The organism is Paraflavisolibacter caeni, from assembly GCF_025628885.1.
Lineage (GTDB): Bacteria > Bacteroidota > Bacteroidia > Chitinophagales > Chitinophagaceae > Flavisolibacter > Flavisolibacter caeni.
In genome coordinates this window covers 76479-92668 of the sequence record NZ_JAOTIF010000003.1, presented here as the reverse complement: position 1 = coordinate 92668, position 16190 = coordinate 76479, and the positions used below count along the sequence as shown (strand labels likewise).

The following is a 16190-nucleotide window of genomic DNA, read 5'->3' as shown; positions in this document are numbered from 1 at the left end:
TCATTTTTCAATTTCAAGAGGGTCTGGAACTGTAATAATACTTCTATAACCAAGTTCTGCCCCACCGCTGACAGGCAAAATACAGCCAGTAATAAACCTGGCCTTATCCGAAAGCAAAAAAACACAGGCATCAGCGATTACATCCCCACCTGGGCAGTAACCAAGCGGATGGATCGCATCCAGGTAAGCGGTTATATGAGCAGGATCAGGCTGTTCTTCTTTCCACTTTTTTAACATAGGCGTTAATACACCTGCAGGGCTTACTGCATTGACCCTGATATTGTACTTCGCATAATCCAGGGCCAGCGATTTTGTTAAAGCATTGACACCTCCTTTGGTCGCTGTATAAGCCGCATGCAACTCTTGTCCGATTTCCCCTACCAAACTGCTGGTATTTAATATGCATCCTTCTGAGGCCTTCAATGCCGCAAAACCATATTTAACTGTATGAAAAATACTTTTCAGATTAACATTCATCAGTTGATCCCATTCTTCACTTGTAGTTTCATCAAGCGTTTTAGATGGATGGGCAATACCTGCATTATTATGTATGGCATCTATTCTCCCATATACTTCAAGACTTCTGTTTATAGCATTACGTACATCGGCAGCATTGCTGACATCACAAAAAATACCAAGGTGCCCAGGACCAAATTCTTCAGCAACTTCTGATAATTTCGTTTCACAATTTGCCGCTATGATTACATGAGCGCCTTCGTGCACATATGCTTTAGCACATTCATACCCTATGCCTTCAGTACCGCCGGTTAAAAAAATAACTTTATTGTTTAACTGCTTCATTCTGGGAAATAGCTGTTTTGTTTTTAAATCCATTTGTGTTGTAAAGTTATTCTTAAAGCAAAGTCCACTCAATAGACCATCCGACAACTTTAATGGACTATCCTATGACGCTTCGGTAAGTGCAATTTATAGCGACAATTAACCTCAATCTTCACTCCAGTCTATATAAATCCATCTATTTCTTCTTGATTGGGAAACAAACATTAAACGTATTATACTCTGACGTAACATGCATGACATCTCCACTGGATGGTTCATTAATCGATGCTGCAGCAAATAAGGCCAGTGGTTGCCCTTTTTGATCGGTAACGACAAATGGACGCTCAAGATGTGCCAATTCAATCCTTCTGCCATCCTTCATCCTGATCTCCCTCAAAGAAACAAGCGAATGATGAGCTGCCTGCCAATGCAATCCGTCGCGTGAAGTGATCAGGGCTAGAGCACCAAACTGGGGGACCAGCTTTTTGCTGTGCGAATAATATTTTACTGCAGCATAGAAACATTTTCTTTTACGATCATACCACATACACGGATCTTCACAAGCCAGTTCCGCCGAAGTAAATACGTCTCCAATCAACGTAAATGGTTGATCAGGCTGGTCCGCTTTTGCCATCCAAAATGTCATATTCCCAACATTGGGCTTCCTGGACTTGAACATCATATAATATTTACCATCTGGCCCCTGGGTAACTGTAGGATTGGTTGTTACTTCAAAGGTATTTATCCGGTCAACCATCATTACCGGACCAGTTGGTTTGTAATAATTACCTGCAACTAAATCCTGGATACTGGAAGCCCTGATGACACCAACGCTTTGCGTACAATTATACTTCAGCCAATGATGCCAGTCTTTATTGGTAGCTGAGTCTTTATACTGAAAACCGGGATCAAAAGAATTACTGATATAATAGAGGTAATAAAACTTTCCGAATTTGCGTATCTGAGGATTGTGCATGGTATACCTGTCCCATCTTGCAGGATTGCCATCGCCTTTTAAAATTGTTTTTACATAGCGATAAGGTCCATTCAGGTGATCCGATACCGCATAGGCAATTTCGGAATACTTATTCCAGCCCCTGAATCCATTGAAAATATAATTCATGGAATCATCGTCTGCAGTTCTTTTGCCATGAGGCCAGCGTGAATAGAACATATGATACTTCCCATCTTCCCCTTTGATGACACTGCTGCACCAGGTGTAATAACCATCAGTATAAAAAATACCAGAAGAATCAACAATGCCAAGCCTTGCATTTAAATTCAGATCATCTTGGGCTGAAAGTTTTAAAAACAACAGGAAAGCAACAATTTGAAGAAATACGAATTTGAAATATAAAAATACCGACCTGGTCATGGATACTAAATTGATTTAAATTGCCATTCTAGTTCCTGCAGGATCTCCAAAAAAATCCCCGGCCCCCTTCAGGAAACTGAAAAAAATAAAATTCCGTAAAATTATTTAGGACTGGTATAGAATTCAATAGACTATACACTAACATTAATGGATTATCCTCTGAAAATTTTTATTACAAGGCTAATCAATCATATTTTTTTTACAAATTCATGAGTACTTTTGAAAAAATCTGTAGAAACACTTAATGGATTATCCCATGTTATGAAAAAATGATAGAATTAAATAAATAAATATAAAATAAACTCGTCCCGGTTTACTTTCAACAATCCCTTGAAATCCAGTAAAATAGAATGCAAATGTCAGCAAAAAGAAGAGATGGTTTTATAGGAGAAAAACAAATAAACATTCCTAAAACTATTTTATCAAAGCATATCAAAAAGAAAGAATTTCTACACTCCCTGTTTATTACCCACATAGGTTATTTTCCCAAAGCACTGTATCACTACAGGGAAAGGAAAAACGGTTGCGAAGACTATATCCTGCTTTATTCATTAGGGGGCAAAGGTTATATTGAAAATGCTGAAGAAAAGTTTGAATTGGCCCCCAATCAATTCATAATTATTCCTCCACACCAGTATCACCGCTTTCAGGCCGACATTAATGACCCATGGACAATTTATTGGGTTCACTTCAGCAGCAATAAACTTAACGAGTTGAATAAGGAATTTAATGTAGAACAATATTATAAACCGACTGATATATTTTATGATGAAAAAATAATAGATGTGTGGTTTGAAATGTATTCCAGTTTAGCCAGTGAGTATTCAACGACAACGATAGGATATGCCAATTTTTGTTTATATCGCTTTTTGTCGTTCTTCTTTTTTCCTAATAATAAATTCAACATCCTCGAACAGGAATGCCCATTGGACCAATCCATAGAATACATGAAAGCAAATATTGATAAACGCTTGACAGCTGATATAATAGCAAACCAGTTTCAATATTCTTCGTCACATTATACCGCCATTTTCAAGAAAAAAACGGGATCTTCTCCAATTGATTATTTCATCAATATGAAAATTCATTTTGCCTGTCAATTGCTTTCGCAAAGTGAATTAAAGATCAGAGAAATAGCAGAAAAAGTTGGTTACGATGACCCTTATTATTTTTCCCGGCTTTTTAAGCAGATTATGAATAAATCCCCTAAAGAATACAGAGAGGTAATCTGATAGATTTATCCCCTCGGTGTATTACTGAAAAAGGCTGCTTCCTGAAGAAAGCAGCCTTTTAATTTCAATAGATACGAATTATTGCCAATCTTTGGTCTGAATCAATTTCGGATTGATCACCATTTCCTGGGTAGGTATTGGCTCTAGATAATATTTATCATTCCATGCTGGAGCGGCAGTAAATAATGAACGCACATTCTTATAGGTTGTACCTGAAGTTGCATCAAAAGTAACTCCTGATGGATAATCAGCAACTCTCACTCGGGCACCCAATACAACTTTATTCATATAGGCACCTTTTTTCCAACGCTTGATATCGTTGAAACGGAAACCATCGCCCATTAATTCCACACGACGCTCCCTTCTGATTTCCCACAACACAGGATCTACATCCGCGTCACGTTTAGTATCAAATGCGGCCGAGATATTAGCAACAATCATATCGGGCATGTTGACACGTTTACGCAATCTGTTGATGGTTTGATCTGCAATTGTCTGGTTAAACTGTCCCAACTCAAAAGCAGCCTCTGCATAATTTAACAACACTTCTTCAATTCTGAAAATCGGGCAATCATTACTGCTTCCGTTGGAGGCATCAACTACTAATCGGTTATATAATTTCCAGTCTTTATAACCTAAGGTATTACCAGCTTGTCCGGAAACGCCATTGGCTCCGTTATCATAAATCAGGTTATTAAGGCTTTTGACATATCCTGCAAAATGTGGCATTTGTGGGATATAATTGCCTGGAGCAGGCGCCCATGAAGCCAAAGGCAATGTTTTGGACTTACTGGCAGTAGTTGCAGCAAGACCATTCATAAGGCGGATATATTCATTGTATCTTGTTGTTGGCGTCTTTGTTGTGTCAAAAGTCACCCATGGCTGGGACCATCCATAAACTGGATTTGAAGTCATGGTGACACGATAGGGAGGACAAACAGTAAAATACAGCCTGGTATCCCTGCTTCTGAATGAACTGTAAATAGAGTCTCCAACATAAGTCGCACTGGTTGAAATAGGCTTACCATCTGCACACAGATAGCTTTCCACCATATCATTGGTTGGACAGGCTATATTTCCAGAGTTACCGGTAGTAATAAATCTTGCCGTATGATGCGTCGTATTAGTATTACCATTGATCATCGCACCGGACACGTATTGCTTGCAAAGAATAATTCCAGGTTTACCTACAAGGTCTTCACTATTATACACATCATCATAGGATGGTAGAAGTGTTTGAAAATCTGCAGCCAGTTTTTGAGAAGCCGTAACACAGGCCTGCAAATAAATATTTGCATCGGCCAAACCTTGATATTTTCTCCAGGTACCTTCAAACAATCCAAAACGGGAGATCAGTGCACGCACTACGTGAACATTAATAGTATTAATTCCATCACCGGTAGGTTTAATATGGCCCTCAGCCCATAGCAGGTTATTCAGAATATTTTTGGCCACACTATCTCTTGAGGTACGCGGAGCATATAAAACAGTGGAATCATTGATATTCAATGCATTTTCAATCCAGGGCACATCACCAAAAGCAGCGATCATGTCATAATATCGTAAGGCTCTGAAAAAATAACCTACACTTTTCCAATGATCTTTCTCCGCCTGTGTCATGCTTGAGGCATCAATATGATCCAGCATTACATTCACCTTGCGTATATAAGAAAAATTCCAGCCGGCAACCTGCATGGAACTGGTTGCCCCTCCTGCCTGGGTTGGTATTGCCTTCGTACCCGTAATATAAGCGGAATTGCCCCCTGCAGAAACCTGGTAATTATCAGTATTTAGTTCCTGGGAAGTAAAATAAGGAGGTAATGCTGAGCCCGAGCCACCATACCCGGCCATATAGTCATACAATCCCCATGAATAAGTTAGAAAGTTACTGTTCGTTTTAAATGCAGTAGCATCCGTCAATGAATCAATGGGAGCTTTATCAAGGATGTTCTTATTACAGCTTACGATAAGCATGAAAAGAACAGGAAGCGATAATATATACTTTTTCATTATTTCAGATTTAATGTACAAAACCAATCCGTATTATGAATAATATGGATCATCAATAGTTAAAAATTGAGATTGATACCAACAGATGATTTACGCAATAAAGGATAAGCCAAACCGCCACCCAGATCGTTGACATCTGGATACATTCCATTAGGCAAGTGGTGGAAAACAATAGGATTCTCAATGCTATAACTGATCGACAATCTCTTCAGTTTCACTCTCTCCAAAATTTGGTTGGGTATGTTATAACGCAATGAAAGATTACGAACCCTTACATAAGCTCCATTCAATACAAAACGTGTTTGAAGGATTTCATTATTGGGTTGTTCTGATCCATTTGGAGTGGTTGTATATATCCTTCCAAAATAAGCATCTGGATTATTGGGTGTCCAGTAATTCAACTGGTTTTTATACAAGGCACCATATACCTGCCAGTTATTGGGGAAAAACAAATAACTACTGCGGAATTGGTCATTCTTCAACACTCCGGATAAAACAAATGAAAAGTCAAAATTGGCAAAAGAAATGCCGCCTCTGAAACCGAATTGGTAACGAAGAGAACTGTTTCCGATAATGCGTTTGTCACCATGATCTGCAAGTGTATTGGCTCCGGCATTGATAAGACCATTGCTATCCAAATCTACATACATGATGTCGCCAGGATTGGGAGACTGGTTGCCATATTTAGGAGCATAGGCTTTGGTTACACCACCTTTTAAATTAGCATCCAATGTACCAGGAATAAAATCATCAACAGTGTAAAACCTGTCAGTAACATAACCCCACATTTCACCCAATTTCTGTCCAACATAAAGTTGACTTAATAAATTATTGGGGTTATCTACTTTAGTTACAGTGGAAGTAAAATCATACAGGTTCGCAGAAACATAATAATTTACTTTTTTACCTATTTTATCCCTCCAATTCAATTCAACCTCGAATCCTTTTGATTTCATTGAAGCAGAATTGACCAAAGGAGCGCTGGCACCCAATACCGCAGGCGTCGGTGTGTTATCCCTGCTCAAGATACCTTTTGTCTCACGGGTATACCAGTCAAGTTCACCGGTCAACCTGTTTTTAAGCATTCCGTAAGAAACGCCAAAATCCATAGTGCTGATCTCTTCCCATGTAAAGTTAGGACTGATTAATCCTGGCGTTGACAAGGTCACAACGCTCTTGCCACTATTAAACCAGGAAGGGTTTGATGGTGACATAGGCGCAATAAACTGGTACTCCGCAATGTTTTGGTTACCCACACTGCCATAAGATGCTCTTAATTTCAACTCGCTAAAATAGGGCTTTGCAAATGCCATGAATTTCTCATTCATAATCCTCCAACCAGCAGATGCTGAAGGGAAGAAACCCCAACGATGACTAAATGGAAAACGTGATGAACCATCATAACGGCCATTGAGCTCAAGAAGGTATTTGCTGTCAAAGTCATAGTTGAAGCGGCCAAAATAGCCCATGGTTGCAAACTGGGAATAGTTGTCAAGGCCTGAAAAATCACCAGAAGCAGCAGAAATGGAAGGAAGATCCGGGTTAATAATTTGTGTTTTGGAAAGGATCTCCTGCTCATAGTTCTTGGTCTCCTGGTTGAAACCCGCCATCGCAGATACGTTATGACGACCTAAAGCTTTCGTATATGCAGCAAACAGGTTTAATGAATTATAATCCTGCGCTTCATTATTCTTTTGGAATTGGTCATTTCCATAAGGCTGAGGATTCCATCCATAAGGATCACGTAATATAAATTGCTTTCCGAAACTTGTTGTTAATGCATGATAATTATCAAATGTATTTTCACCGGTAATGGTCATACCTGCAAATGGTTTTAAAACAACTTTCGCAGTTAACCTAAGCTGGTCATAACGGTATTTTGTAGGATAAGAATTATCAACCAGGTTCTTTCCCGTTGCAATTAAACCTGGATAATTAGGAATACTATCTCCTGTCAAAAAACTGGGAATACGAACAGCATAAGTAAAGGGATCAGCATAGCCAGGACGGGTGGTAACAGCATTGGAATAAGATGCATCTATGAGCACATTCATCCAATTGGTAACATCAGTAGTTAGCACTGATTTTACATTATAACGTTTAAAATTATCGACATCTTTTTCAGGCATCAATATACCTTTTTCATTAGTGGCACCAAATGAAAGACGGTAGGTCGTTTTATCTGAGCCACCACTAACAGATAGATTATTCATCACCTGCATGGAAGAGTTGCCAAGTAATTCATCAACTGCTTTGTTTCCCTTTAGATTATAATAAACCGGCCCATCAAACCTGTATCCATTAGGATACTTGCTGGGATCTGCTTCATACTCGTCAATGAACTGGATCCATTTTTTCAAATCCTGCCCCTGCCCTACTGTATAATTAGTTAATCCACCGTCTATTAAAGCCTGGATGCTTTGTTGTGGAGTAGCTTTTTGAGGTAAATTATCCGGTGTGGCAAACACTGTATTATTGCTAAAATTAAATTGAGGTTTTTGGTTCTTTATGCCTTTTTTGGTTTGAATCAAAATAACACCATATGAAGAACGCCCTCCATAAATGGCTGCGGCTCCGGCATCCTTTAATACTGTTACAGTCTCTATATCATTCGGATCAATGAGGTTTAAAGGACCTTGAAATACCGTATTATCCACCAGGATTAATGGACTTCCTGAAGTGATACTATTGTTTGCAGTATTCAAACCAGTTGCGCCACGAATATTCAATGAGGCACCTTCCCCTGGACGACCAGAAGGTAAGGTCACCTGCAAGCCTGGTGTAACACCTTGCAACAATGTGGCGGTTGTGCTTACAGGTCTTTCACCGAGAATTTCATCCATTTTTACAGTAGCGACAGCACCTGTAACCTTTGCTTTCTTTTGAGATCCATAACCAACAACCACGACATCATTTAAACTTTTGACATCATCTTTTAACATGATATTCAAAGTAGTTTGACTGCCAACACTGATGGTTTGTGCTTCAAATCCAATACCAGTAAAAATAAGCATGGTGTTTTTCTCTTTTACACGAATGGAAAAAGCACCCTTGTCATTGGTAACAACAGCATTGGAAGTTGTCTTTTCTGTTACAGTAATACTAGGAAGAATATTTCCTTTTTCATCTTTGACAGTACCCGTAACTAACCGGGTATTTGACTGCTGGGCATAACTGAATGCCGATATAAATATCAGCAGCAAGGCAAGCAATTGTTTAAGTCTCATAAGATAATTAAAATGTTTGATTAGGACTTGTAAAATTAGTCTTGCTGCCAGGTCTAGAAAATAGAGGAAACAATAATTTTAATGGATAATACGACGATTTTTTTTCATAAACATTTTTTTGTCAAAACAAAATACAATGTATAAAATTGTGCATCCAAAATATATTTTATTATTGCGCAGGAACTGATATTAAGATGAATGATCGCTCGCTGATTTGCTGAAAACACAATACCATTCTATAATTTTTGAAATAATAATCATCATTAAAAAAACAAACTACTGATTGCTCATGAAAAAACTAGCATTGTTTTCCGTTGTAGCTTTACTTTTTAGTTGCAAGAAGAAACTGGACTATCCAACGACAAACACTTTCCGAAGCCCTAGTAAAATCCTCGTTGCAGGTTATTTGCCTGATTATGGCATTAGCAGAACCGACGTATCCAACTTGGCTTTACTCGATCGGGTTTATTATTTCTCTGTTTATCCTGATACGACTACAGGGGTTTTCAAGACCTTCGCTTCAGATACAGCCAACCTGAACTATCTCAATTCTAAACTGAAACCTGGGCAAGACTTATTTATAACTGTCGGTGGTTGGGTCAAATCAAAAGGCATACCCGTAATGGCAGCAGACTCCGCTGTAAAACGCATGAATTACATTACTGCACTAATGAATTTCTGCAAGTACTTCAATGTGAAAGGTGTAGACCTGGATTGGGAAGATTATCCTGCAGCCGTAAACAGAACCCTTTATGGATCATTTACCAAACAACTTGCTGATTCTGTTCACGCAAGAGGTATGAAGTTTTCTGTTGCCTTGGGCGATGATGCTAATAAAGCCAATTTTGGTGCCGATGTTGTGGACAAAATCGACAACGTCAATATTATGAACTATGGAGGATTAGATGCATCTAACAATCACTCCACCTTTACTCAAATGACCAGCGCCATTACTTTATTCACTAATTTGAAAATCCCAAAGTCAAAAATCATAGTTGGTGTTCCTTTCTTTGGAAAAAGAAGTGGTAGTGGAACAAATCCTCCATTAACTCAAACTTATTCTTATATCTTCAACTCGGCAGGCACTAAGCCCACAATGAATGAGAGCAAAACATTGATTGGAAGTACTGCTTACGCTTACAATGGACGTTCATTACTGATGCAAAAAGTTGATTTCCTACGATATAATGCTTATGCCGGTATTACAGCTTGGGAACTTTCACAGGATACAACTGCCACAACAGAATACTCCCTGTTGAAAACAATTTATGATGCCAATCCAGCAGCCACTCCATTGAAATAAAACACTTCATACCCAAAAAGTAAAAGCGATGCTGAATTCACAGCACCGCTTTTTTTTGCACTATCTAAATCTAAACTTAAAAACAAATTTTTAAAAAAGAGGGTAAGTAGACACAAACCCTCGGTTCACTTGAGAAAATTGCTATTGCAAAGCTCATCTCCTGACCGGTAAATAATCTATGAATTCCACTTCCGGTGTTATATATCCTTCCTTCACCGGTTCTTCTTTTACCAAGTCAGTACTTAAATATTTTTTGTTGCAGTCACTTAATACAGTTACCACCACGGCTTCATCTCCTAATCGGTTTTGAACTTCGATCGCACCAATGATATTGGCTCCCGAAGAAATACCAACAGCCAGTCCCAATTGATTGGCCAGTTTTTGAGCCATCAAAATAGAATCACCATCTGAAGCCTGCACAACTTCATCCAATTGATTCAATTTTACAATTGCAGGAATAAATTCATCAGAAATACCCTGGATTCTATGCGATCCTACTTTGTAGCCTGTTGAAAGCGTTGGAGACTCCTTTGGTTCCAACGGATGGATATTGATAAATGGGTTTCTCTTCTTCAGATAATGCCCGATACCCATTACTGTTCCTCCAGTACCGACACCAGCTACGAAAGCATCTGGCGTGCGATCAATACTTTGCAACTGCATCCAGATCTCCTTGCCCGTAGTTTTCTGGTGGGCTTCAGCATTATAGCGGTTCTCAAACTGCTTGGGCAAAAACACATCACTTCGCTCCCTAGCCATCTTTTCACTTAAAGCGATACTTCCCAGAAAGCCGCCTTCCTCCTTTGATATCAGGATCACTTCTGCACCCAGGCTTTTGATGATCTCGATCCGTTCCTTGCTAAGCCAGTTGGGCATAATGATTTTCACCTGGTGCCCTAATGCTTTTCCAATCGCACTGAATGCAATACCGGTATTACCGCTCGTCGCTTCCACAATGGTATCACCCGGCTTAATGGCGCCCTGTTCATAAGCTTTCTGCAGGATGTACAAAGCCATACGATCCTTGATGCTTCCCGTCAGGTTATAATGCTCGCACTTTACATAGATTTTACGGCATTTGCCCCTGTAGCGGTATGCGATCTCCAGCATAGGCGTTCCTCCTACTAGGTGCCAGAGATGTTCAAACTTGTATTGCAGCCTGGATTCATTACTAACAAAAAGCTCCGAATCAAAACATCCGCAATCACCACTAATATTAAATTTATTTGCTGACCCTAATTGATTCATGGACATTAATTAAAATTTGAATCAGAATCTTGTTAATAACCAAACAACTCCTTTAAATCCAACTTCCTTACTTCACCATAGGTTTTCAAACCTTCAACATTGATCTTCGAAGCTGACCCAATAATACTGTAGGTATAAGCCTGGCTAACTAATTGCTGTTGATGGTAACCTGATATATCTTTAAAACGTAGCGTGGCTAATTGCTGGTAAATATCTTTACGCAAATCATTGTCAACACCTTTCTTCTTCGCCCTTAAATAAGCGAAGATGATGCCTTCCTTAGTGATCCTTTCCGTCTCTATATCCTTGATTAAACTTTTACGGGCATTTTCGAAATCCTGTTCCGCTACAGGCAGTTGATTATTCAATAATTCATTCATGCCGCCTATAGCTTCATTAAGCTTGTCAGCCTGGGCTCCTACATAACCAATAAAAGAAAAAGGATCTTCCTTTTTAACAGGTGTTTGCACCACCGCATATGTTGAATAGGCCAAAGCTTTTGATTCCCTTATGATCTTAAATACCACAGTACCCATTCCGTTTCCAAAGTAGGAGTTGAATAAGTTAATCAGCGCTTCCTGCTTTGGTTGGTAAGCCTGCAGGTTTTTGGACCAAAATACTTCAGCCTGCACAGCATCGTATTCAGAAAACAACACGCGGTTGCTGGTCTGTGCGATCCGCGCAAATTGAACTGGAGCAGGTGCAGAAGCCCAGCCTTGCGGCATCTGGTGCAACCTCCGGATGTTAGCCTGGAGCGATTGCAAAGATAATGGACCATAATACAATACAGCATGCTGGTAGTTCATAAATTGATGCAAAAGATCCACCAATTCTTCAGCTTTTATATTCTTGATCTCCTCATCACTCAAGCCATAATTGAAAGGATTGTTGGCGCCATATAAAGCATAGTTACGCATAGCAGAGGCGATCATCTGCTTGTTGAGCTTATTATTTGCACGGGTCTTGAACACCCTGTCCTTCAAAGCTTGCAAGGCCGATGCATCAGGCTTACAGTTATGGATCAAATGTTCAAATAGTGATACAGCTTCTGTAAAGTTTTCTTCTAAACCGCTGATAGAAACGGTAGTTTCTTCCTTTTCTGCATTTACGTTGAAGTTGGCGGCAAGATTATAGAACGCTTTGGTGATCTCTTCAGCAGTATATTGATTGGTGCCTAAAAACTGCAGATATTGGATCGCCAGTGGCAGCAACTTGTTGTTGAAACTTCCGATATTAAAATGATAATACAAGCGAAACAGACTATTCTCCTTGTTAGGAACGTACAATACTTCAGCACCACCGGCTTTGCCCTTTTGCAAGTCTTTTGCAAAATCGATCCAAACAGGTTTTGTAGCAGGCAAAGTAGCCTTTAGAACATTACTTACATAAGCAGAAGTTTTGCCCGCATTGGTTTCTACAGGAGTAATAGCGGGTTTCTCCACTTTCACTTTATTTTTATCTTCCCCTTTTCTTTTGTAGATCACAACATAGTTATCATCCTTAAAAAAACCATTGGCAAAATCAACGATCTCTTTTTTGCTAACCTTACCCATCTCGTCAAGAACGGCAACTACTTTATTCCAGTCTTGTCCACGGCTTTGAATAAATCCTTCTACCAGGTCGCTTGTACGGTAAGAATTATCTTCCAAAGCTTCTAACTGGCTGAATTTATAGTTGGCTACAATAGCTTTGATCAACGATTCATCAAACTGTCCTTTTCTTAAAATATCAACCTGCTGCAGAAGCAAATCTTTCACGTCTTCCAGCGTTTGCCCCTGCTTGGGAGAAGCCGCTAATTGAAAGAGTCCATAATCTTTATACTGCCTGATCCCAGCACCTGCACCTAAAGCTTTTTGCTGTTTGTTGATATTAAGATCCAACAACCCTGCATTTCCATTAGATAATATGGAAGAGGCCAGTAAAGCCAATACAGCTTCCCTCGAGTTGGCTTTGCCCACCCGGTATACCAGTCGCATGGTTTCAGCAGAAGGACCATAAATATTTTTCACAACCGGGCCTTTGATCAGAGCTTCCCTTGGCCCCTGGTATTCTTGAACAGGCCGTGGCTGCATATAAGCAAAGGCCGCATCTATCTTTTTAATGAGTTGATCAGGATTAAAATCACCAGCCAGGATGATAGCCATATTATTAGGCACATAATAGGCGTCATAATACTGCTGGATGGCTTTCAATGATGGATTCTTTAAATGTTCAATGGTACCAATTGTAGTTTGCTGCCCGTAGTTGTGCGTGGGAAACAGCAGTGAGTGCATAGCCTCCTGGATTTTCCAGGCATCATTATCAAGGCCCCTGTTTTTTTCTTCATACACAGCTTCCAACTCAGTGTGGAAAATGCGGAACACAGGTTTCCTGAACCTTTCTGCCTGGATGTCCAACAATTTATCGATGGCATTGGAAGGTATATCTTCATCATATACCGTTTCTTCTACCCAGGTATGTGCATTGGTTCCCTGTGAACCCAGCGATTTCATCAAATTGTCATATTCTCCCGCTATGGCAAACTTCGCTGCCAATCCTGAAACACTGTCGATCTGGTGATAAATATTCTTTCTTTTGGCAACATCTGTAGTAGAGTTATACTGCTCATACAAACCTTCGATCTTGTCCAGAAGTGGTTTTTCTTTTGCCCAATTTAGGGATCCAAACTGATCAGTTCCTTTAAAAAGCAGGTGCTCCAGGTAATGGGCCAGGCCTGTATGATCCTTGGGATCATTATTGCTTCCTGTTCGCACAGGTATGCGCATGGAAATCCTTGGCTCTTTGTGATTTTCAGAAAGAATAACCGATAAACCATTCTTCAGCGTATAAAAACGGGTTTGCATAGGATCCCCAAGTACATACTTATACGTGTACCCGTTTGATGTAGCCTGCTTCCACTCATAACTTTTCTGTGCCGTGCAGGCAAGAGTGTAGAAAAAACTAAGAACAAATAAAAATTGATGTGATCGCACTTAAATACAAATTGAATGTTTCTGAAATAAATTACCCCTTCCGTTTTTGATACTCCTCTTTGACCTTATCAAGGAGGCTAATAAATTTTTCTAGAGATGGATCATAACCATATCCCTCTGGTGCAAGCTTTTGTTCATTACCATCCACAAAGAAGTAGTAAGGCTGTGTGTTAGCACCAAACTTCGTTACCTGCATATCTGCATTTTTATCGCCTAATGTTTCTACCTGCTTGTCCAATGCTTTGGAATAAAACTGTTCTGAAGGTGGAAGCTCAATGTTGTGTACATCCACATATAAGGACACTATGACAAAATCTTCTTTAAGACGCTTCATGACTTTGGGATCACTCCACACCTGTCCCTCCATCTTCCGGCAGTTAACACAATTAATGCCGGTGAAATCGAGCATTAATGGCTTTTTTAATTTCCTGGCCACTTCCAATGCTTCATGGTAATCGAAATAAGTGACCATCCCATATTTAGTGACTACCTCTGGCTCATACACATGCATTTTGTCATAATACTTAACCGGGTGAGGCAAATCGGCTTCTGCAGCAGATTCATGGACACCAACTTTATTGGATACCCCAGCAACAGAGGCTGTAAAATCCTGTGTCCCCATGGGTGGCACGAAGGCACTGATGCCTTTTAGTGGAGCCCCCCACAATCCGGGGATCATGTACACAGAAAAAGCAAAAGCGGTGATGGCAAAACAAAGCCTTGTTACACTTAAGTACGGTACACCGAAATCATTTTTTGGAAGTTCATCATCATGATGAAATTTGAGTTTACCAATGAGGTAAATACCGAGCAACACGAAGATCACAATCCACAAGCTGATAAACACTTCTCTGTCCAGCAGCCTCCAGCCTTTGGCCAGGTCCGCATTGGATAAGAACTTGAGTGCTAAGGCTAGCTCCAGGAACCCAAGTGTTACTTTTACGGCATTGAGCCAGCCGCCTGCTTTGCCCAGCATATTGAGTTTGGAGGGAAAGAAGGCAAATAAAGCAAAGGGTAGCGCCAGTGCCAGGGAAAAACCAAACATGCCCACCAGGGGACCATAGTAATTTCCTTTTGCAGCCAGCACCAATAAATTACCGATAATAGGGCCAGTGCATGAAAAGGACACAACCACCAGCGTTAAGGCCATAAAGAAGATACCCATAAAGCTGCCCATACCAGCCTTGCTGTCAGCCTTTGTTGACCAGGAAGCAGGTAACCCAATTTCAAATGCACCCAAAAACGAAAACCCAAAAAGCAAAAAGACGAAGAAGAAAACTAAATTAGCCACCCAGTTGGTTGCCAGGTTATTCAGTGCGGCAGGCCCAAAGATCAGGGTGATCAGAAAACCCAGCAGGGTGAATATGGCAACAATGGAAGAGGAATAATAAAGGGCATTTCTGATGCCTTCACTTCTTGTTTTACTGCGTTTGGTAAAAAAGGAAACTGTAATAGGGATCATGGAGTACACACAAGGCGTGATCAATGCCAGCAAACCACCACCAAAAGCCGTAAGAAAAATCCACAGCAAGGATCTATCTTCAACTGCTCCCTGTCCGCTTTGCACAGGTTTTTCAGGATTAATATAAAACTTAAAGGACTGCTCTCCAGGTAAATACTCCTCCCCTTTCTGATACAAATAATTGACAGAACCTTTCAGCACTATACTATCCTCTATACCAGCTTTTACCGCCTGCTGCCACAGCACCGAATCGGTAAAATAGCTGACGGCAGCGCCAACAGAAGCGTCCTGCTCTGTGTGCTGGGAGCCTTGCTCCTGCACATGATCCTTCAGGTATTTATGGGCGGAAGAATCAAAATTGACCGATGAATACAAGGCATCAGTTTCCGCTTTTTGCAAGCCATACAACTTAATGCCTTTGGGGACTGCCGCCTTGATGGAAAGCAATACTTCTTTTTCATTGATCCTTTGCTGGTCAAAGCGCAACCTGACATCAGTAGAGTCATTGGCCACTGCCCTGAAGACGATCAGGGCAAGGAAAAATGCTAAAGCAGACCGAATTAGTTTCTTCATTACTTTAT

The 16190-nt window shown here is 40.2% G+C and carries 9 protein-coding genes; 2 read left to right on the top strand and 7 right to left on the bottom strand.

Features of this window, described 5'->3' with window-relative positions:
- On the bottom strand, positions 1 to 801 hold the full coding sequence (locus OCK74_RS06855) for an SDR family NAD(P)-dependent oxidoreductase (RefSeq protein WP_279296275.1): 801 nt from the start codon (positions 799 to 801) through the stop codon (positions 1 to 3).
- Between the two features lie 175 nt (positions 802 to 976).
- A complete protein-coding gene (locus tag OCK74_RS06850) occupies positions 977 to 2155 on the bottom strand; it encodes a glycoside hydrolase family protein (protein WP_279296274.1) in 1179 nt (392 codons plus the stop codon).
- Positions 2156 to 2511: 356 nt separating this feature from the next.
- On the opposite strand from OCK74_RS06850, the gene OCK74_RS06845 reads away from it, so the two are divergent.
- A complete protein-coding gene (locus tag OCK74_RS06845) occupies positions 2512 to 3387 on the top strand; it encodes an AraC family transcriptional regulator (protein ID WP_279296273.1) in 876 nt (291 codons plus the stop codon).
- 78 nt (positions 3388 to 3465) lie between these two features.
- On the opposite strand, the gene OCK74_RS06840 is transcribed toward OCK74_RS06845, so the two are convergent.
- Positions 3466 to 5397, bottom strand: a complete 1932-nt coding sequence (locus OCK74_RS06840; protein WP_279296272.1) for a RagB/SusD family nutrient uptake outer membrane protein — start codon at positions 5395 to 5397, stop codon at positions 3466 to 3468.
- Positions 5398 to 5456: 59 nt separating this feature from the next.
- Positions 5457 to 8624: a SusC/RagA family TonB-linked outer membrane protein gene (locus OCK74_RS06835; RefSeq protein ID WP_279296271.1), complete on the bottom strand. Its 3168-nt coding sequence runs from the start codon at positions 8622 to 8624 to the stop codon at positions 5457 to 5459.
- A gap of 289 nt (positions 8625 to 8913) precedes the next feature.
- On the opposite strand from OCK74_RS06835, the gene OCK74_RS06830 reads away from it, so the two are divergent.
- Positions 8914 to 9927, top strand: coding sequence for a glycoside hydrolase family 18 protein (locus OCK74_RS06830; RefSeq protein WP_279296270.1), 1014 nt, complete (start codon positions 8914 to 8916; stop codon positions 9925 to 9927).
- A 153-nt stretch (positions 9928 to 10080) separates the two neighbouring features.
- Here the strand turns inward: OCK74_RS06830 and OCK74_RS06825 are convergent, their stop codons facing one another.
- From OCK74_RS06825 to OCK74_RS06815, 3 genes are read right to left on the bottom strand one after another with little or no spacing between them, the layout of a single operon-like run.
- The gene (locus OCK74_RS06825) at positions 10081 to 11175 is read right to left on the bottom strand and encodes a PLP-dependent cysteine synthase family protein (protein ID WP_279296269.1); all 1095 of its coding nucleotides are present in this window, start codon (positions 11173 to 11175) and stop codon (positions 10081 to 10083) included.
- Positions 11176 to 11207: 32 nt separating this feature from the next.
- Positions 11208 to 14147: a M16 family metallopeptidase gene (locus OCK74_RS06820; RefSeq protein ID WP_279296268.1), complete on the bottom strand. Its 2940-nt coding sequence runs from the start codon at positions 14145 to 14147 to the stop codon at positions 11208 to 11210.
- Positions 14148 to 14178: 31 nt separating this feature from the next.
- Positions 14179 to 16182: a protein-disulfide reductase DsbD family protein gene (locus OCK74_RS06815; RefSeq protein WP_279296267.1), complete on the bottom strand. Its 2004-nt coding sequence runs from the start codon at positions 16180 to 16182 to the stop codon at positions 14179 to 14181.
- Between the last annotated feature and the right edge of the window lie 8 nt (positions 16183 to 16190).